Source organism: Chelatococcus sp. CO-6 (assembly GCF_001271345.1).
In the GTDB taxonomy this organism is placed as follows: Bacteria; Pseudomonadota; Alphaproteobacteria; order Rhizobiales; family Beijerinckiaceae; genus Chelatococcus_A; species Chelatococcus_A caeni.
Window position 1 is genome coordinate 3859859 of record NZ_CP012398.1, and the last position, 19853, is coordinate 3879711.

Consider the following 19853-nt stretch of genomic DNA (forward strand, 5'->3'; position numbering starts at 1 on the left):
GCGAGGTCGCGCCGCATCACGCGGCTTGCGACCGGGCAGCGGCTGCGCCCGCCAGCGCGACATGGCGTGCGATGCGCTCCGCGACGAGCGCCTCGTGGGTCACCGGACCCATGTGCCCTGCGCCGGCCACCACCTCCAGCGTCGTGACCGCAAGGCGCGAGGCGAGTTCCTCGGCGATGAGCCGCGTGGGCGCCGGCGCATGTTCGCCGAGCAGGAGGAGAACCGGGAAGCGGAAGCCGAGATAGCGGCTGATCGCCGTCGGCTCGTGGATGAGGGCGCGAAAGTCGAGGCTCGCCTTCGGCAGGTAGCCGACGAGCTTCGCCTGCAGGTCCGGGCGCATCGTGCCGAAGGCGCCGGCGCCGTTCCAGTAGTCGACGAAGCGCTCCGCCGCCGCCCGGTAGGAGCCTTCGGCGAGGCCCATGTGGATGGCGCCCGCGACTGCCTGGATCTCCCGAAGCGCCGCCCGGCCGGGCGCGCCCATCGCCTTCAGGAGGTGGAAGGCCGACGGCTCATAGAGGCTGAGGCTCGCCAGCCGCGCGGGGCGCTTGGCGGCGATGTGGAGTGCCAGGCCCCCGCCATAGGAATGGCCGACGAGATGCACCGGCCCCTCGAGGCGGTCGATCAGCGCGATGATGTTCGCCGCCTCGTCCGCCAGGGAGAAGATTGCATGGCCTTCCCATGCGCCGCCCCCGTCGGAGCCGATGAGATCGGGGGCGATGAGGCGATGGTCCGGGGCGAGGCGCTCTGCGAGCCTGCGCCACTGCCGACCCCCGCCGCCGGAGCAGTGCAGGGCGACGACGTGGCCGGCAGGATGATCGGGGTGCGATGCGATCGTCATCCGAGGCCGTACCTCAGTACCGGTCGCGGCCGGAGAGGCCGTGTTTGCCGAAGGCCGTCACGTCGTCGATCTGCGAGCGGTCGATGCCGACGTCCAGGAGCAGGTAGTCGGGCAGCTCGTGGAGGTCCCGCCGGGCCTGCCGCAGGCGCATGAAGCGGCGCATGTCGGCCAAGGCTCCCGCCACGATGCGAAGAGACGGAAAGCGGGCATGCCGGCTGGCGTGAAACGGCGTGACATGGTCGAGGGCACTCATGGTCGTCTCCATTCTTCGGGGCGCTGGAGGGCGCCGATGCGACACTTGTCCGGGTTGAACGTGAGCGTGACCGTTGAAGAGAACGTCGGTTTCAGCGGTATGACTGTTGGATTTCTTCTCCTCACGCCGCGGTGCGGCGGCGCACGCCCAGATGGCATGCGATGTGCGCGGCAAGCGCCTCGGCATCCGCCCCGACGCCGTCGATGAAGCTCGAGTTGCGCCGGCGCATGAAGTTGAGGCCGAGCACGTAAAGCCCGGCGAGCGGGCAGATGCCGCCGTCGTGGACGATCTCGCCGCGGGCATCGAGAACCGGCATGTGCAGCCACGGATAGCTGCGCCGGTAGCCCGTGGCCCAGACGACGGTCCTGATGCCTGCCCGGTCGAGGTCGATCTCGGCACCGCCATCGTGAAGCAGGATCGGCTCGGCCGGCTCGTGCGCTGTCGCCCGGCGGAAGGTTCCGTTCTCGACCATTTCGTCGATGCTGTTCAGGATGCGGATGAGGCGCAGGTCCGCCGCGGCCGTGGTTTGCGACAGGTCGCCGGCAAAGCGCATGCGCCGGCCGCGGGCCCCGGTTGCCCGTCCCACGAGCTGCACGCCCCTGCGCTGCAGGATCGCGAGATCGACCGAGCGATGGTCGGGGCTGCCGACGAGCTGCAGCGACGGCTCTTCGCGCAGGGTGGCCGCCGGGTGCATCTCCGCCTTCGCCTTGCGCAGGCTGCCGAGCCGGTCGAGCCACCACAGGATGTCGTGCCCGCGGTAGCGGCGCGGCAGCCGCGTGTGATGGCCGACGGAGAGCGTGACGGGCCGCCCCGAGGCGTGGATCTCCTCGGCGAGCTGGATGCCGCTCGCCGAGGCGCCGAGCACGAGGACACCACCTTCGGGAAGCTGGTCGGCTCGGCGATAGTCGCGCGGCACGACCTGCGCCATATGCCGCGCCAGGCGCGATGCCATGGCGGGTACACGCGGCAGGTCGCAGTGGCCGGTGGCGATCACCAGGCCGCGCGCGGCCCATTCCCCCGCATCCGTGACGACGCGGTACCCGGCGCCCACGCGCCGTGCGGACCTGACATCGACGCCGCTTTCGACCGGCGCGGCGATGCGCTGCGCATAGTCCTCCAGAAACCGCACCGTCTCCGGCATGGTCATGAAGCCGTCGGGATCCGGCCCGTCGTAGCCGCCGCCCGGAAGCCGTGTCATCCAGTTCGGCGTCAGGAGCCTGAGCGAATCCCAGCGCTCGCTGCGCCAGCGTTCGCCGACACGTCCCCGTTCCAGGACGACATGGTCGATGCCGCGCGTGCTCAGGCAGCGGCTCATGGCGAGGCCGGCCTGGCCGGCGCCGATGATGACGATATCGGTGTAACGCATGAGATGCGGGCCCCGCGGAAAATCGCCGGCCCCATGGCAATGGCGCCGGCGAGGGGGAGGGTGCTTGTCGCGAATGCGTCAGGCGCTGACGCCGACGGTGACCGGCACGCCGTTGGTGAGCACGTCGAACACGGCCGAGCGGGCACGCGCCTGCGCCACGATCTCCTCGAGCTTTTCCTTCGGCGCGTCGCCGGCGACGGTGATCTGCGCGCGGATGCCCTCGTAGCCGTTGCGGACCTCCTTCGACAGGCCGAGGATGCCGCGCAGGTCGATGTCGCCCTCGACGGTCGCCTCCACCTTGTGCAGCGTGACGCCGCGAGCGGCCGCGATATTGGCGATGCCCGAGATGAGGCAGGCGGCAAGCGCGCTCAGGAGAAATTCGACGGGCGTCGGGCCCTGGTCCGCCCCGCACAGGACGGCCGGATGGTCGCCATGGGCCTCGTGGGCGGTGGCGTGGGACTGCTCGGCGCCGGCGCCGAAGAAGTCCTTCATCGTGCTGACGCTGTGCGTGCCCGATACCCAGCGGCTGCGGGCGCGGAAGCGGAACCGCGCCAGTTCCGGCTGCCCGGCCACGGCATTGATGGTGGCGAACAGCGTCGGCGTATCGACGCCGTTGCGCGGCGGCGGCGGCTCCTTCCGGGCCGGCTTGTCCATCGTCATGGCGGTGGTGTGCGTCGTGGTGTGCATGTCGCGCTCCGGGGTGGGGAGGAACTGGCGGCCGGGTCTCGCCGCGGCCGTCGTCATGTCTCGGCCATCGCCGTGTGACGCGCCGTGTGAACAAGGGTGGAAAATGCGACGTCCCGCCGGCCTCGGGAGGCGGAAACGTTGGAATTCAGGTCGCGGCCCGCAATGCGTGAAAAAGGGGAGCGGCGAGGGCCGCTCCCCTTTTCCTGGTTCGCCGGAGGGGACGCCAAGCCCCTGGGCGCCGCCTCAGGCCTTTGCGCGCGCCCATAGCGGCAGCAGGCTGTCGGGATCGGGACAGGCACCGGGATCGTGGCCGATGCCCGCCGCAGCAAGGCGCGCGCTGAGCGAGCCGTCCTTCCAGGCGGCGAGCGTATCCGTGCAGCCGCCCACGTGCCGGCCGCCGACGAAGACCTGCGGGATGGTCGGCGAACCGATGCGCGCCCTCAGCGCCTTGCGGATTTCCCCGTCCATGGCGTTTCTCTGCCGTTCGGGCGCATCGATGTCGATCGACCGATAGGCGATGCCGGCGCGGTCGAACAGCTTCCGGATGCTCCAGCAGAACTCGCACCACGTCAGGGCGAACATGACGACCGGATGGTCGGGATCGCCGATGGCCTCGTCGACGAAGGCATGGGCCGCCGGGTCGATGCTGACCTCGCCGGTAGTCGCCGGAGAGGCCGCGAAGGACGGTGGCCGGTCGAAGCGGTAGCCGGGCGTCGAATGGGAGACCTCCTCCTCCTCCGGCGACATGTCCTCCGCGATGTGGTCGAACAGGATGGTGCTCAGATAGCGCTCGCCCGTGTCGGGCAGCATGCACAGGACATTCCGGCCCGGCCCGGCCCGGCGCGCCACCTCGATGGCGCCGGCGAGCGTCGCTCCGCCGGAGATGCCGGCGAGGATGCCTTCGTCCGTGGCGAGCCGGCGGGCGGCTGCGAGGGCACTGTCACCGGAGACGGGCACGATCTCGTCGACGAGGCCCTCGGCCATCGCCTTGCCGACGATTTGCGGGATGAAATCCGGGCTCCAGCCCTGCATCGGATGGGGGCGGAAGCGCGTGTGCGCCCGGGTCGGCATGCCGCGCTCGTCGAAGTTCTGTGTGATGCCGCTCGACAGGAGCGTGGAATTGTCCGGCTCGCAGACGACGATGCGCGTCTGTGGCCGCTCGCGCCGGAGCACGCTCGCCACGCCCGCGAGCGTGCCGCCGGTTCCCGTGCCCGTGACCCAGTAGTCGAGCGGGCGGTCGCGGAAGGCGTCGAGGATCTCGCGCGCCGTCGTGCGGGCATGGATGGCGGCATTGACCGGCGTCTCGAACTGCCGGCACAGGAACCAGCCGTGCGTCTCGGCCAGCTCGATCGCTTTGGCGAGCATGCCGCTGCCGCGCTCGACCGCCGGCGTCAGCACCACCCGCGCGCCGAAGAAGCGCATCAGCTTGCGCCGCTCGAGGCTCGCGTTCTCCGGCATCACGATGACGAGCGGATAGCCCTTGCGGGCGCAGACCATGGCAAGGCCGATGCCCGTGTTGCCGCTTGTCGCTTCCACCACCGTCTGGCCCGGCTGCAGCGCGCCGGTCCGCTCGGCCTCGGCGATGACCGCCGAGGCCAGCCGGTCCTTGACCGAGCCGCCCGGATTGAACGCCTCGAGCTTGGCGAAGAGCGCGCCGCCGCCCTCGTGAATGCGGGTGAGGCGAACGACGGGCGTGTTGCCGATCGTGTCGAGGATGCTCTCGTAAGGCGCTGATGTCATTGCCATCATCCTTGTCTGGGGAGTCGATGTCGAAGGGGGGCTCAACGGCTCGGCGACGGGGCCGGCGCGAGGCCGCTCGGGGCGGCCTTGCCGCGTGTCGTCGCGCCCGCGGCCAGCATGGCGATGGTGGCGAGATTGGCGACGCCGGCCGCGAAGGCGATGAGGAAGGCGGGCGTGTAGCTGGCGAAGCCGTCGTAGGCGAGGCCGCCGAGGTAGCCGCCGACGCCCATCCCGGCCCAAGCCACCATCATCACCGTGCCGAGGGCCTGGCCGAAGCGCTCGGCCGGGACGAATTCGCGCACGCACAGGATGAGGCAGGTCATGTTGCCGGCAAATCCGAAGCCGAACACCGCCGAGAGCGCGAGAAGGCTGATCTGGTCGTCGAGGAGGGGATAGATCGCGACGCATGCCGTCTGCATGAACGAGGCCGTCGCATAGGCGGGCAGGTTGCCGATCCGGTCGGCGAGGAGGCCGAAGGCGACGCGCCCGACGGTGCCGAACAGCATCGCCACGAGCAGGCTCGTCGATCCGAGATCGGACGAGCCGCAGACCGCGGTGACGAAGCTGGCGAGGTGCACGAGCGGAAAGCCCATGCAGGCGCAGCACAGGAAGGCCGCGGCCGCAAGCAGCAGGACGGGCGAGGGGCGGCCATCGCCGCTTGATCCCGTTCCGGCAGCCCGTACCGGCGGAGCCATGGCGACCGGCGGGCGGCGGACGGCCGGCATGAGGAGGCCGAGCGCCACCAGGGTCGCCGCGGCGAGAATCGCATAGGCCGGGCGCCAGCCGACGCTGTCGATGAGCAGGTTGGCCGTGTAGGGCATCACACCCTGGCCGAGCGCGCCGCCCGCGGTGACGATGCCCATGGCGAGGCCGCGGCGACGCTCGAACCACAGGGCGGTGACCGACAGCACGGGCGCGTAGAGACACGCGAAGCCGAGCCCGCCGAGCACGAGGCTCGCGGCATAGAGATGCCAGAGCGACTGCGCGAAGGTGAAGGCGCCGAGCGCGGCGACCATCGCGGCCGAGCCGCAGGCGAGGAGAATGCGGGCGTCGAGCCGGTCGGACAGGCGCCCCCAGAAGAGTCCGCCCAGCGCCATGCCGACCGTGGACAGCGTATAGGCGAGGCTGAGGTCCGCCCGCGACCAGCCGAACTCGGCCTCGAGCGGCCGGATGAAGACCGACGGCAGCGCGAGGGCGCCGAAGCCGAAGGCCATGGCGGTCGTTGCGCCGGCCGCGGCCAGGAGGGCACGCAACGGCACCGGAGCGGCCTTGCCGCTGGGGGTGCCGGGCACGGATTGCTGCATCTGCATGGGGTCCTGCTCCCGAGGAGTGGTCCCCTTTCAATCGGGGCTCCACATGGGAGCCGGCGTGTAAGCGAGCGTGGAAAGGCGTCCTGCGACCGTGGGAATGCGGGGAATTCAGGCCCTTTCGGGGTGCGAACGCTCGCTTCGGGGGGCGGCGCGGCTCTCCTCATGGCCTCCCGGTCCGCCGAAACTGTGCATTCCATGCAAAGTTTGGACATTTCCGCTCGCGCGAATGCGGCTAATTCCTGCTATGCCGGGTTGAGAGTTCCGTTGCGTTTCTTTGGCCGGCCGGGCGGCTCTTCGGCTGGCCGTTTCCGCTTGCAAGGAAAATCAGCAACAGGCACGGGCGCGGCCGTGGGGACGGTGCGTCGCCGGTGCAGGGATGCTTTGAACTCGGGGTTGGGGGATGAATTTGCGTTGCAGCCACGCCATGCGCGTGTCCTTGCTCCTGTCGACGGTCGCGACATCGGCGCTCGTTGCAACCGGGGCAGACGCGCAGACGTTCACGGTCTCGACGGCCGAGACGACGCCGTTCAATCCGGCCTCGCTCGCCTTTCCCTCCGGCACCATCAACGTGACGTCGACCGGCTCCATCATCACGGAATTCGGCGGCAATCACGCCATCCAGCCCTATGTGGCGGGCGGGACGAACGGGCGCTGGGACGTGAACGTCGACGGCCTTGTCAGGTCGAGCGTTGCGGGCGGGTCGACGATCTACGCGATCTGGCTGCGCAACGGCGGCGACATATCGGTCGGGACGACCGGCGTCGTCGAGAGCACCGACACGGCGATCATGGTGGATGCCGCTGGCACGTCCAACGTGGTCAATGACGGCCGCATCGCCGCGCCATCGGTGGCGGTGTCCCTGCAGGGCGGCGGCTCTGTCCTCAACAACGGCTATATCCTCGGCGGCGTCGTTTCGGCATCGACCGGCGTTGCGGGGTCCATCGTCAATTCCGCTTCGGGAACGATCGAAACGACCGGCAGCTTCGGCCTGCATCTCAACGCCGGCGGCGTGCTGGACAATGCCGGCACGGTCAATGTCACCAATTCCGTGACGGGCCTCTGGTCGCACGCCAGCACGACCTTCACCAACAGCGGCACGTTCAGAAGCCTGGGCGGCACCTATGCCGGCCAGGTGTCCGCCGCCCTGTTCCAGACGGGCAATATCGTCGCGTCGAACACGGGGACGATCTACGGGCGGGATCTCGGCCTGTTCGGCCATCAGAACGGTACCTTCAGCCTCACGAACAGCGGCAGCATCACGGCTGAGACGCTCGATGCGGTCATCGTGCGCCTTGCCACAGGCGACGTCGACATCGCCCAGACGGGGGGACAGATCCTGGCCGGGCGCAACGGCATCGCCGTGCGCGAGGGCCGGGCGAGCACGGTCGACATCAGCGGTGGTCTCATCGAGGCCGGGCGTGCGAATGCGGCCGGCGTCGGCATTCTCTTCAACGCCAATGCCGGGCCGGCGGTGCTGCGCATCGCGAATGCGACCGTTTCGGCGCCGGTGACCGCCATCCAGGCCATCGGAACACAGATCGACGCGACGCTCTTCGCGGGCAGCGTGATCAACGGCGCCATCAGCTTCGATGCCTTCGACGACAAGCTGACCATCCATGCCGGGGCCGCCGTCGACGGCGCGATCGACGGCGGCGGCGGCGTCGACGAGCTCACCCTCACCGGAAGCGGCGCGGGGTTCTTGGGAAGTGTCGCGAATTTCGAGAGCTTGCGGGTGACCGGCGGCCGGTGGACGCTGAACGGAACCTATGCCTTCTCGGGGGGTGTCGAGGTCGTCAGCGGCAGCATCGCCGCCAACGGCTCTCTTGGAGCACCGGTGACCGTCTCCGCCGGCGCGACGCTCGGCGGCTCCGGGACGGTCGGCACGACGACGATCGCGTCGGGCGGCACGCTGGCGCCGGGCAATTCCATCGGCACGCTGACGGTGGCGGGCGACCTCACCTTCGAGGCCGGGTCGCACTTTGCGGTCGAGGTCGACCCGGCCGGCTCGGCGAGCGACCAGGTCGTTGTCTCCGGCACGGCCACCATCAACGGCGGCACCGTCGCCCACATCGGCTATGTCGGCAACTACCGGCCCTTCGCCACCTATCGCATCCTCACTGCCGGCACCGGCCTTTCCGGCGCCTTCGATGCGGTGACCACGGACTTCGCCTTCCTCACCCCGGACCTCGTCTACGACTACGGCGCCTATACCATCGACCTGACACTCGCCCGCAACGACGTGCGCTTTGTCGACAAAGCGACGACGCGCAACCAGATCGCCACGGCGGGCGGGGCCGAGAGCCTCGGAGCGGGCCAGGTGGTCTATGACGCGGTCGCCGGCCTGCCGGACGATGCGGCCCTGATCGGGGCGGCCTTCGACAGCCTTTCGGGCGAGGTGCATGCGAGCGCGCGCACCGTGCTCGTCGAGGACAGCCGCCTGGTGCGGCAGGCCGCCAACGAGCGCCTGCGGGCGGCGCTCGCCGGGGCCGGCCTGCCGGCCCTGCCGGTGATGGCCTATGCCGGGGGAGCGCCGGTGGCCGCGGCACCGATGGGGGCGGATCTTGCCGTGTGGGGCCAGGGTTTCGGCTCTTGGGGGCACAGCGACGGCGACGGCAATGCGGCGAAGCTGACGCGTTCCCTCGGCGGCTTCCTCCTCGGGGCCGATGCGGCGCTCGCCGGCAACCTGCGCCTCGGCGTCCTCGGCGGCTACAGCCGCAGCTCCTTCGACGTGTCGGGGCGGTCTTCGTCGGGCTCGGCCGACAACTACCACCTCGGGCTCTACGGCGGCGGGGCGTGGGCGCTCGGGGCGGGCGAGCTCGGGCTCCGGGCCGGTCTCGCCTACAGCTGGCACGACATCGACACGCGCCGCCAGGTGAGCGTCGGTTCGCTCCTCGACAGGCCGCAGGCGGATTACGGTGCCGGCACGCTGCAGGCCTTCGGCGAGATGGGCTACCGTTTCGCGCTCGGGCAGGCGGCGCTGGAGCCCTTCGCCGGCCTCGCCTATGTCGGGCTCGATACCGACGCCTTCGCGGAGGCGGGCGACTTCGGCACCGCCGGCGCGGCACTCACCGGCGCGGGACGCTCGACCCAGACAGGCTTTGCGACGCTCGGATTGAGGGCGGCGGGCGAGGTGGACCTCGGCACGGCGCGGCTGACGCTCACCGGCACGCTCGGCTGGCGCCATGCCTTCGGCGACGTCGCCGCGCTGTCGACGAACGCCTTTGCCGGCGGCGTGCCGTTCACGGTGGCGGGCACAGCGATCGCGCGCGATGCGGCGCTGCTCGAGGCGGGGCTCGCGCTCCACCTCTCCGACAGCGCCCGCCTTTCCGTCGCCTACGAGGGCCAGATCGCCGACACCGCCCAGGACCACGGCTTCTCGGCGCGGCTGTCGGCACGGTTCTGACGGGGCAGCACGCAGCCGGTCAGGCCTTTTGTGCGTGACACGGTTGATGCGATCAATATACAGTCAATTGATCGCATCAGCCAGCGTGCCGCCTATGAAAGACTGGATCCCCGAACTCGCCCGCAGCGGCGGTCCCCGCTACATGGCCATTGCCGACCTCATCGCGCGTGACCTGAAGAGCGGCCGCCTGCAGCCGGGGGGCCGCCTGCCGCCGCAACGGGAGCTGGCGAAGCGCCTGAAGATCGACTTCACGACCGTGGCGCGCGGCTATGTCGAGGCGCAGAAGCGCGGGCTCATCGTCTCGCATGTCGGCCGCGGCACCTTCGTCCGCGAACCGTCCGGCGGCACCGGGCAGGCTTCCTTGCCCCGCGATGCATTCGAGCGCGATACGGCCGCCGACCTGTCGATGAACCTGCCGCCGGAGCCTGACGATCCCGATCTCCTCGCGCGGATGCGTGAGGGGCTGGGCGCTGTTTCGGCCAGCCTCGTCCCGTTGCTGCGCTACCAGGCCTTCGGCGGCGACGGGAGGGACAAGGATGCCGCGGCGGCCTGGCTCGCGCGGCGTGGCCTCACCTGTCCGCACGAGCGCATCTTCATCACGCCGGGGGCGCACCCGACGCTCCTTGCCCTCCTCGCCGTCCTGGCGAAGGCGGGCGAGCGGATCCTGTCGGAGGAGATCACCTATCCCGGCGTGCGCTCCATCGCAGCCCAGCTGGGGCTCGACCTCGCCGGCCTGCCCATGGATGACGAGGGCATCATTCCCGAGGCTTTCGCCGAGGCCTGCGAGCGCCTGCACCCGAAGGCGCTCTATCTCAACCCGACCCTGCAGAACCCGACGACGCTCACCATCCCGCTCAGACGGCGCGAGGCGATCTGCGCCGTGGCGCAGCGATATTGCGTGCCGATCATCGAGGACGACGCCTACGGCTTCATCCCGCAACAGGCGCCGCAGGCCATGGCGGCGATAGCGCCGGACCTGGCCTGGCATATCGGCGGGCTGTCGAAAGCGATCGGCGCCGGCCTGCGCCTCGCCTATGTGGCGGTGCCGGCTTCAAGGGCCGCCTGGCCCTTCGTCAGCGCCATGCGCGCCGGCAATGTCATGGCCTCGCCCCTGACGACGGCGCTCGCCACGCGCTGGATCGAGGACGGCACGGCGGACGGGATCCTCGCCTTCATCCGCAGCGAGGCGACTGCCCGGCAGCGGATCGCCGCCGAGATCCTGCCCCCGGGAGCCTTCCGCGCCGACCCGCTCAGCTTCAATCTCTGGATGCCGCTGCCCGAGGGATGGAGCCGCTCGGCCTTCATCGGCCACATGCACGCCACCGGCATCGGTGTCGTCGCGAGCGACGCCTTCACCGTCGCGGGGCCGCCGCAGGAGTTCGTGCGCATCTCTCTCGGCGGACCGGTCGGCCGCGGACGCCTGCGCGAGGGGCTGGCCTTCATGGCCCATTCCCTCGCCGGGCCGCCGGAAATGTCCTCGACCTTCTTCTGACGCTGTGGCTCGGAACGGCGCGTCCGGCCGGCAAATTGCCGCATGGATATGCAGTCAACTGCGATGTATGAATCGCAAATGAATGCATTCAATGCCTGCGCCGGTCTGCTGCGACACGCTCCAAGGCCCCCGGCGCCGATCGGAGGACGAGTGATGTCTCCCAAGGACGAGTGGCCGCCGATTTCCCCCTACAAGACCGGATTGCGCGGCCTGTGCCCGCGTTGCGGCCAGGGGCATCTCTTCGACGGCTTCCTGACCCTGCGCCGGGAGTGCGAGGTCTGCGGGCTCGACTATTCCTTCGCCGACCCGGCTGACGGCCCGGCCTTCTTCGTGATGTGCTTCGCCTGCATCCCGAGCGTCGTCTTCGCGCTGTGGCTGGAAGTCGCCTACAGCGCGCCGCTGTGGGTGCACCTCGTGACGACGCTGCCGGTCATGCTCCTGACCTGCATCCCGCCGTTGCGGCCACTCAAGGGTTGGCTGGTCGCCAGCCAGTTCTTCTACAAGGCGGAAGAGGGCCGGCTGGACGTCTCGCACTCCTGAGCGGGATGCGCCGTCCGTCCGCTCGGTGCATCGGCTCCGTGCCGGCGTCGCTCAGCCCGGCAGGGTCACGACCATGGCGCCGTTGCGCGTCGCGACGACGGTATGTTCGAACTGCACGGTCGGCGCGCGCGGCTCGCTGAACAGCGTCCAGGGATCGTCGCCGTCTTCAGCCCATTCCGCCCCCATGGAGAGGAACGGCTCGACGGTGAACACCAGTCCTTCCGTCATCGTGCGGCGCTCCGACCGGTCGGGCCAGGTGGCGACCTCCGTCGGCTCTTCGTGCAGGGAGCGACCCACGCCGTGGCTGGCGAGGTTCCGCACGAGCGTGTAGCGGTTCTTGCGCGCGAATTCACCGATTGCCTGCCCGATGCCCGCAAGCGGCCTGTCGGCGCCCACCTGCCGGATGCCTGCCCACATGGCGCGCCGCCCGTCCCGGCACAGGCGTTCCAGCGCTTTCGAGGCCGGTGGCACGGGGAAGGATGCGCCCGTGTCGGCGAAGATGCCGTCCTTCTCCGCGGAAACATCGATATTGACGAGATCGCCTGCCGCGATCCGGCGCTGCCCCGGGATGCCGTGGGCAATCTCCTCGTTGACGCTGATGCAGGTCGCGCCGGGAAAGCCGTAGCACAGCTCCGGCGCAGGGCGGGCGCCCGCCCGTTGCAGAAGCCCGCGACCGATCGCATCGAGCTCCGCCGTCGTCATGCCGGGCTCGATCGCCGCCCCCATCGCCTCGAGCGTGTTGGCGACGATGCGGCCGATCTCCCGCAGCTTGTCGAGTTCATCCTCGTTCGAAACGGTCATGCTGCCTCGTTGCGTGCCGGGCGGTGATCCTTTGCGGCTTCCGGTACCCCGGCCCTCGGCCGCCGCACTTCTGCGATTCCTTACCTGAACATCAAGATGGGGATCTTGCAGGAACGAACCATCTCGACGGTGGTCGAGCCGACGATGAGGTTGCGAATGCGCGAGTGGCCGTAGGCGCCCATGACGAGGAGGTCGATGCCCTCGCGCTCCACCGTCTGGGCGATGACCTGTTCCGGCTGGCCGGGCACGAGGTCGGCCCTCGGCGCAAAGCCTGCGGCGGTGAGCTCGGCGACGGCACCGTCGAGCTTCTTCCGCGCCTCGGGCGTCTCGGTGCCGACCATGAGCAGCCGGCAGTCGAGCCCGGCGAACATCGGGCTGCGAGCGATGTGGTCCACCGCCTTCATGGCGCTCGTGCCGCCGTCGAAGGCGACGAGGAAACGCTCGATCGGCTTGAAGGCGCGCGCCGCGACGAGCACCGGGCGGCGGCTGGCGCGCACCACCCGCTCCAGGTTGGAGCCGAGGTGCAGCCTGGCGAAATCCGCCGCCTCGCCGCGCTTGCCGATGACGACGAGATCGGCATCCGCCTCGCGCTCGGCGACCGTTTCGGTAAGGTCGCCCAGGCGCAGGCTCGTCACCGTCGCGACACCGGCTGTGTCGAGCCGCGCCTTCGCCTCGTCGAGGATGAGGCGGCCGCGCTTCTGGGCAAGGCGCGCCTTCTCCGCGTCGAGCGCAGCGAGTTCGGCGAGCAGCGCGTCGCGGGCATCGGCCGCGAGGCTGCCGGTATAGTCGGCCGGAATGCTGGAGGTGTCGCGCCGGCCGAGGACGTGCAGCACCTCGACGGAGGCGCCCATGCGCGCAGCCGCCCAGGCGGCATGATCGCAGACGCTCTGCGCATAGACGGAGGCATCGATCAGGGCCAGAAGCTTCGTCATGGCGTTTCCCCTCAATGGCCCATCAGGCGCTCGAGGGCGCCGGGCTTGTCATGGATGGCGAGCCGGTCGACGATGGTCTCGCTCGCTTCGTTGAGCCCGAGGATCTCGACCTCGGCGCCCTCGCGGCGGAATTTGAGCACCACGGTATCCAGCGCCGCAACGCTCGAAATGTCCCAGATATGGGCGCGCGAGACGTCGATCGTGACCTTCTCCAGCGCTTCCTTGAAATCGAAGGCGTCGGCGAAGGCATCCGCCGAGGCGAAGAAGACCTGGCCCTCGACGACATAGGTGCGGTGGGTTCCGTCCGGCGACAGGCGTGAGGTGACGCGGAAGATCTGGGCGATCTTCCAGGCGAAGAAGATGCCGGACAGGAGCACGCCGATCAGGACGCCGATGGCGAGGTTGTGCGTGGCGATGACGCCCACGACGGTCGCCACCATGACGATGGAGGACGAGCGCGGATGGGTGGCGAGGTTCTTCAGCGACACCCAGCTGAAGGTGCCGATCGAGACCATGATCATCACGGCGACGAGGGCCGCCATCGGGATCTGCTTCACCCAGTCGCCGAGGCCGACGCACAGGATGAGCAGGAAGGTGCCGGCGCAGAAGGTGGACAGCCGCCCGCGGCCGCCCGACTTCACGTTGATGACCGACTGGCCGATCATGGCGCAGCCGGCCATGCCGCCGATGAAGCCGGTGGCGAAATTGGCGATGCCCTGGCCGACGCACTCGCGGTTCTTGTCGCTCCTGGTGTCCGTCAGTTCGTCGACGATGGCGGCCGTCATCAGCGATTCGAGCAGGCCGACGACGGCGATGGCCGCCGAATAAGGCAGGACGATCAGGAAGGTGTCGAGGTTCAGCGGCACATCCGGCAGGAGGAAGACCGGCAAGGTGGACGGCAATTCGCCCATGTCCCCGACGGTCCTCAGATCGAGGCCGAGACCGATCGCGACGGCGGTGAGCACCACGATGCAGACGAGCGGCGAGGGAACGACCTTCGTCACCCGCGGCAGGAGATAGATGATGCCGAGCCCTGCCGCCACCATGACATAGGTGAGCGGGGGCACGCCGATGAGCTCCGGCAGCTGCGCCATGAAGATGAGGATGGCAAGGGCGTTGACGAAGCCGGTCATGACCGATTTCGACACGAAGCGCATGACATAGCCGAGCCGCAGCAGGCCGGCGCCGACCTGCAGGACGCCGGCGAGCACCGTCGCGGCGAGCAGATATTGCAGCCCGTGTTCCTTGACGAGGGTGACCATCAGCACGGCCGTTGCCGCCGTCGCCGCCGAAATCATGCCGGGGCGCCCGCCGGTGAAGGCGATGATGACGGCGATCGAGAACGAGGCGTAGAGCCCGACCTTGGGGTCGACGCCGGCGATGATCGAGAAGGCGATGGCCTCCGGGATGAGGGCCAGGGCAACCACGAGGCCGGCGAGAATGTCGGCGCGGATATTGCCGAACCATTCGGTTCTGAGCCGCGAGAGGGAGGATGGCATCGAAAAAAGGCTCCGTGCAGGCGCACCGTCGGCTCGGCGCGGCAAGAGGTCAGGTTGTCGTTAAGAAAGGGAAGGGGAGGGAACGGGATGGCGCGCAGCCGCCTACGAGCACACCTTCTCCGCCACGGCGCGGCCGGGCGGTGAATGCAGATGCTGGCAGGAGGGGGCGCGGCTTACATCGGCTCGTTCGTCTCTATAGGGGAAACGGCTGCTGCGGCGCAGCATCGACGGTGCGTGCATAGACGCTGTGGCGCGGCGCTGCAAGCCTGTTTGCCGGGCGTCGGCCGCGTACCGCGCAGGCTCACGGGGCCTCGTGCCTCAGCCGATGGACGCGAATTTCTCCACGAGCTTCGTCGGCCCCGAGACGATGAGCAGGTCGCCGGTCTCGACGGTGGTTTCCGGCGTGGCATAGGTGAAGTCGGTCCGCGGACGCTTCACGCCGACGATGGTCACGCCGTATTTGCTGCGGATCGCGGCCTCTGCCAGCGTCTTGCCCACGGCCTCGCGCGGGGCTTTCGTCTTGGCGATGGCGAAGCCGTCGTCGAATTCGATGAAGTCGATCATCTTGCCGGTGACGAGATGGGCCACCCGTTCGCCCATAGCGGCTTCCGGATAGACGACATGGTGCGCCCCGGTCCGCTCCAGGATGCGGCCGTGCCGGGAATTCACGGCCTTGGCCCAGATATCCGGCACGCCGAGTTCCGACAGCGCGAGGACCGTGAGGACGCTCGCCTCGATGTCGCTGCCGATGCCGACGACCGCATGGGCGTAGTCCTGCACGCCGAGGCGGCGCAGGGCATCGGTATTGCTGCTGTCGGCCTCGACGACGAGCGTGAGCCGGCTCGCCCAGCTCTGGACGAGCTCCGCACTCTCGTCGATGCCGAGCACGTCGTGCCCGAGGTGGATGAGCGACTGGGCGACGGCGCTGCCGAAGCGCCCGAGGCCGATCACGACGACGCCGTTGTCGTGGGAGGTGCTGCTCTTAGCCAACGATTGGGCGCTCCTCTGGATAGCGGAAGGGAACATGCCGCTCCTGCAGCGCAAGGGCGCTCGCGAGCGTGATCGTGCCGACGCGGCCGACGAACATCAGGACGATGACGACGAGCTGTCCCGCCGCCGGCAGGTCGCCGGTGATGCCGGTGGACAGGCCGACCGTCGCGAAGGCGGAAATGACCTCGAAAGTGATGTCGTGCAGCGGAAAATCCGTGATGCTGAGCAGCGTGAGGATGCCGAGCGTGATCAGCGCCGTCGCCAGCAGCACGACCGTGAGGGCCTGGCGCTGGACATGGGTGCCGATGCGCCGCCGGAAGGCGGTCGTGTCGTTCTGTCCGCGCACTTCCGCCCAGACAACGAAGCCGAGCAGGAAGAAGGTCGTCACCTTGATGCCCCCGGCCGTGCCGGCGCTGCCGCCGCCGATCAGCATCAGGGCGAATGTGACCGTCAGCGTCTCGAGGCGCATGCTGCCCACATCGATGCTGTTGAACCCGGCGGTGCGGGTCATGACCGAATGGCTGGCGGCATTGAGGAGCTTCTCCGGCCAGGCGAAGGGGCCGAGGGTCGCCGGATTGTTCCACTCGTATCCGACGACGGCGACGAGGCCGACGGAAAGCAGGAGGGCCGTGCCGAAGATCGTGATCTTCGTGTGGATCGACCAGCGGGCCGGCTGCCGCAGGCCGCGCCACAGTTCGAACAGCACGGGAAAGCCGAGCCCGCCGATGACGACCGCCGCCATGATCGGGACGAGGAAAAGCGCATCCGCGGCAAAACCGGTGAGGCTGTCGGAATAGGTCGAGAAGCCCGCGTTGTTGAAGGCCGAGACGGCCTGGAAGAGCCCGTGCCACAGGGCCTCGCTCCAGGGCGCGCCATAGCCATAGTGGAGGCGCAGCGTGAGGACGGCGGTGACGAGGAGCTCGACCGAGATGGTCACGATGAAGATGAGGCGCAGGACGCCGGCGACGTCGCCGAGCGTCAGGCTCTTCGTCTCCGCCTGGGCGATGATGCGGCGGGTGAGCCCCAGCCTGCGGGTGACCAACAGGCCGAGCAGCGAGGCGCTGGTCATGATCCCGAAGCCGCCGACCTGGATCAGGAGGAGGATGACGGCCTGGCCGAAGGGCGACCAATAGGTCGGCGTGTCCTGGACGATGAGGCCGGTGACGCAGATGGCGGAGGTGGCGGTGAACAGCGCCGTCAGGAACGGCGCCCCCGTGTCGCCGGGGTGGGACAGCGGCAGCATCAGCAGCAGGGTGCCGACGAGGATGGCGAGCAGGAAGGCGAGCGGCACGAGCCGCGCGGGATGCTGAATCGGATGTTGCAAGTCGAGCCCTGTCGTCCACCGGCGGCGAAGCGTTTCCCGCGCCCGGCGTAGCGCACGGACCCGCCTGCGGTCCAGCCCGGATCGTCACGAACACCGCTCCCCCGCCGTGATCGAGGGCAGACAGGCAGGTTATGCGATCGGCGGTTCGGGTAGGACGATCCTGTGCTGCGCAAAGCCGCCTGTTGCCTCGCCACCGCGCCGGGCCCGACTATGCCGCAAACGTCGGTACGCGCGGCACCGGCAATGGCGAGGTCCAAGGCTGGTTCACGAAGAACAGGCGTGCGGCCTGTGCGAGATTCGGTGGCTGTGGATCACATTTGGAGGCATCACCAACATGGATCGAATGTCGCTCGAAGATATTGCGCAGCGCTGGATGCAGTTCTGGCAGGGCGGATCGCTTGCGTCCTTCGGCGATCTGCATGCGCCTCATTTCATCGACCACAGTGCCGCTGGACGCGCGGCGGATCGCGAGGGATTGCTGCAGGGGATTCGCGATCTCTATGCAGCCTTCCCGGATTTTCATGCGGACATCGATTTGCTTGCCGTCGACGTATCGAAGGGGCTGGTGACCATACGCTGGTCGGCGACCGGCCATATGCACGGCCGGTTCCTCGGCGTGGAGCCGACGGGGCGCCTTGTAGGCTTCTCCGGCATCGAGATCATCCGGGTGGGGGAGGGGCAGGTCGTCGACCGCTGGGGCGAGTGGGACGAGCCGTCCATTCGCGAGCAGATCGGCGCAGCACCACGCGCCTGACAGGGTAGGGCATGCCACGCCCTGCCGCCGCGACACAGCTTGCCTCTGGCTACACAGCGCCGCCGACGGCGGGAGCGTCGTCCGAGGCCTGCCGCCCGGCCTTCGGGTCACCGGCAGGGCGGCTTATGGCGATGGCCTCGCCGATGACCTCGGGATCACCGATATGGTTGACCAGCGTCAGGACCAGCCGCGACCAGACCTTCAGGCTTTCGGCCTCGCTCAAGCCGTCGTGCAGGCGGACGAGCCGCTCGTAGATGTCGTCGGGGCTGGACAGGTTGGGGGTGGTGATCAGTTGCGCCATGTCTCTCCTCGCATATCTGCCTCGCCTCCCATATCCGCCTCGCCACCCTTGGCACGAGCGAGAGCCGCTGCGATCTTCACCGCATCCGGCCGTTTCCAGCGCGCGGCGACATATTGGTCGGGACGCACCAGGCAGGCGCCGCCTTCCTCCAGCGACAGGCGGTCCGCGGCCACGCCCGCGACGGAAATGACGCGCAGCCCGGCCGGCACCTCGCCCCGCCCGCCGCGGGTCAGCAGCACGAAGTCGTTGCCCAGCTGATCCAGCAGCCAGCCGTCGCCGTGCGGGGCGTCCAGCACCGGGCTGCCGGGGGGCACGCCGCCGGCCCAGTCGTCCTCGTCCGGGATCGAGAGCCGGCTCGCGGGATAGCTCACCGGTGTGGACAGCCGGCCCGAGTTCACGAAGGGCCGGGCGAAGGCATGGTCATGCGCCAGTTCCAGCACCGCATCGCGCAACGCCTGGCTCGCCGTCGACTTCGGCGTCAGGAAATCGGTCGAGCGGGTCGAGTTCAGGATGTTCTCGTCCGCCGTGACGATCGCCTCCTCATTATAGGTCTCGATCAGATCCTCGCCGGCCTCGCCGCGCAGGACGAGATCGAGCTTCCAGCCGAGGTTGTCGATGTCGGCGAAGCCGCCGTTGCAGCCCCGGGCCCCGAAGGGCGAGACGAGATGCGCCGCATCCCCGGCGAAGATGGTCCGGGCGTGAACGAAGCGCGCCATGCGGCGGCACTGGAAGGTGTAGACGCTGTACCATTCGCGCTCGAAGGCGACGTCCTCGCCCAGCATGGCGCGGATATAGGGCTCCACGTTCTCGGGGCGGATGGCCGCCTCGCGATCGATGTTCCAGCCGAGCTGGAAGTCGAGCCGCCAGACGTCGTCGGGTTGGCGGTGCATCAACGCCGACTTGCCGGGATTGAAGGGCGGATCGAACCAGAACCAGCGCTCGCAAGGCATCTCGCGGTTCTTCATCCGGATGTCGGCGATCAGGAAGTTGTCCTCGAAGACGCGACCCTCGAAATCGAGCCCCAACCGATCGCGCACGGTCGAGCGCGAGCCGTCGCAGGCGATCAGCCATTCCGTCCGGAGCCTGTAGCGGCCGCCGGCGGTCGCGATCTCCAGCGCGACACCGTCGTTCGCGGGCGTGACGCCCTCGACCGTGTGGCCCCAGCGGATCTCGACATTGGGCAGGACGCGGAGACCGTCGAGCAGATATTCCTCGAGGTAATATTGCTGGATGTTGATGAAGCCGGGACGCTTCTGGCCCTTCACCGGCAGCATGTCGAACTGGTAGACGGGGGTATCGCCCGCGCCCCAGAAGACCTTGCCGACATTCCAGGTCACGCCCTTTTCGACGACCGGGTCGCCCACGCCGAGGCGGTCGAGAATGTCCAGCGAGCGCTTGGAGAAGCAGATCGCCTTGGAGCAATGGGCGATGAAGTCGAGCCGCGTGACGACCGTCACCGGGTGGCCGCGGCGGCCGAGGTCGAGCGCCATGGCGAGGCCCACCGGTCCGGCGCCCACGATGACGACCCGGGCGCGGTCCTCGGGCACGGCGGGGGCAGGGGTGGCGCCGATCTTCTTGTACACGGGGATGCCCTGGGCATTCACCATGATGTCCTCCCGACCC

At 69.1% G+C, this 19853-nt stretch carries 17 protein-coding genes; 4 read left to right on the forward strand and 13 right to left on the reverse strand.

The features are described from left to right. Positions 1–16 precede the first annotated feature (16 nt). The 6 genes from AL346_RS18070 to AL346_RS18095 all read right to left on the reverse strand — a co-directional run bounded on the left by AL346_RS18070 (position 17) and on the right by AL346_RS18095 (position 6194). Positions 17–838, reverse strand: a complete 822-nt coding sequence (locus AL346_RS18070) for an alpha/beta fold hydrolase (protein WP_019403136.1) — start codon at positions 836–838, stop codon at positions 17–19. A 13-nt stretch (positions 839–851) separates the two neighbouring features. Continuing rightward, complete coding sequence (locus AL346_RS25430) at positions 852–1091, reverse strand: DUF1127 domain-containing protein (protein WP_157672260.1); 240 nt, start codon at positions 1089–1091, stop codon at positions 852–854. A 121-nt stretch (positions 1092–1212) separates the two neighbouring features. Then, complete coding sequence (locus AL346_RS18080) at positions 1213–2457, reverse strand: NAD(P)-binding domain-containing protein (protein ID WP_019403138.1); 1245 nt, start codon at positions 2455–2457, stop codon at positions 1213–1215. A gap of 78 nt (positions 2458–2535) precedes the next feature. Beyond that, a complete protein-coding gene (locus AL346_RS18085) occupies positions 2536–3144 on the reverse strand; it encodes an OsmC family protein (protein WP_026015303.1) in 609 nt (202 codons plus the stop codon). 243 nt (positions 3145–3387) lie between these two features. Then, on the reverse strand, positions 3388–4884 hold the full coding sequence (gene cysK, locus AL346_RS18090; protein WP_019403140.1) for a cysteine synthase A: 1497 nt from the start codon (positions 4882–4884) through the stop codon (positions 3388–3390). Positions 4885–4925: 41 nt separating this feature from the next. After that, positions 4926–6194, reverse strand: a complete 1269-nt coding sequence (locus AL346_RS18095; protein WP_019403141.1) for an MFS transporter — start codon at positions 6192–6194, stop codon at positions 4926–4928. 424 nt (positions 6195–6618) lie between these two features. On the opposite strand from AL346_RS18095, the gene AL346_RS18100 reads away from it, so the two are divergent. The 3 genes from AL346_RS18100 (at position 6619) to AL346_RS18110 (ending at position 11629) form a co-directional block, all read left to right on the forward strand. Beyond that, positions 6619–9597: an autotransporter domain-containing protein gene (locus AL346_RS18100; protein ID WP_019403142.1), complete on the forward strand. Its 2979-nt coding sequence runs from the start codon at positions 6619–6621 to the stop codon at positions 9595–9597. A gap of 94 nt (positions 9598–9691) precedes the next feature. Continuing rightward, positions 9692–11089, forward strand: coding sequence for a PLP-dependent aminotransferase family protein (locus AL346_RS18105; protein WP_019403143.1), 1398 nt, complete (start codon positions 9692–9694; stop codon positions 11087–11089). Between the two features lie 153 nt (positions 11090–11242). Beyond that, complete coding sequence (locus AL346_RS18110) at positions 11243–11629, forward strand: DUF983 domain-containing protein (RefSeq protein ID WP_019403144.1); 387 nt, start codon at positions 11243–11245, stop codon at positions 11627–11629. A gap of 51 nt (positions 11630–11680) precedes the next feature. On the opposite strand, the gene map is transcribed toward AL346_RS18110, so the two are convergent. The 5 genes from map to AL346_RS18135 all read right to left on the reverse strand — a co-directional run bounded on the left by map (position 11681) and on the right by AL346_RS18135 (position 17175). Further along, positions 11681–12430: a type I methionyl aminopeptidase gene (map, locus tag AL346_RS18115; protein WP_019403145.1), complete on the reverse strand. Its 750-nt coding sequence runs from the start codon at positions 12428–12430 to the stop codon at positions 11681–11683. 80 nt (positions 12431–12510) lie between these two features. Continuing rightward, a complete protein-coding gene (locus AL346_RS18120; RefSeq protein WP_019403146.1) occupies positions 12511–13362 on the reverse strand; it encodes a universal stress protein in 852 nt (283 codons plus the stop codon). 11 nt (positions 13363–13373) lie between these two features. Then, complete coding sequence (locus AL346_RS18125; RefSeq protein WP_019403147.1) at positions 13374–14861, reverse strand: SulP family inorganic anion transporter; 1488 nt, start codon at positions 14859–14861, stop codon at positions 13374–13376. A gap of 318 nt (positions 14862–15179) precedes the next feature. After that, entirely contained in the window at positions 15180–15851 is a 672-nt protein-coding gene (locus AL346_RS18130; protein ID WP_019403148.1) for a TrkA family potassium uptake protein, read from the reverse strand. Next, the gene (locus AL346_RS18135) at positions 15844–17175 is read right to left on the reverse strand and encodes a TrkH family potassium uptake protein (RefSeq protein WP_019403149.1); all 1332 of its coding nucleotides are present in this window, start codon (positions 17173–17175) and stop codon (positions 15844–15846) included. The genes AL346_RS18130 and AL346_RS18135 overlap by 8 nt, the downstream gene beginning before the upstream one ends. Positions 17176–17518: 343 nt before the next feature. Here AL346_RS18135 and AL346_RS18140 point away from each other — a divergent pair, with 343 nt between their 5' ends. Next, positions 17519–17929, forward strand: a complete 411-nt coding sequence (locus AL346_RS18140) for an ester cyclase (protein WP_019403150.1) — start codon at positions 17519–17521, stop codon at positions 17927–17929. A gap of 49 nt (positions 17930–17978) precedes the next feature. Here AL346_RS18140 and AL346_RS18145 read toward each other — a convergent pair whose 3' ends face one another. Further along, the gene (locus AL346_RS18145; RefSeq protein WP_019403151.1) at positions 17979–18230 is read right to left on the reverse strand and encodes a DUF2783 domain-containing protein; all 252 of its coding nucleotides are present in this window, start codon (positions 18228–18230) and stop codon (positions 17979–17981) included. Continuing rightward, entirely contained in the window at positions 18218–19837 is a 1620-nt protein-coding gene (locus AL346_RS18150) for an FAD-dependent oxidoreductase (RefSeq protein WP_019403152.1), read from the reverse strand. The genes AL346_RS18145 and AL346_RS18150 overlap by 13 nt, the downstream gene beginning before the upstream one ends. Between the last annotated feature and the right edge of the window lie 16 nt (positions 19838–19853).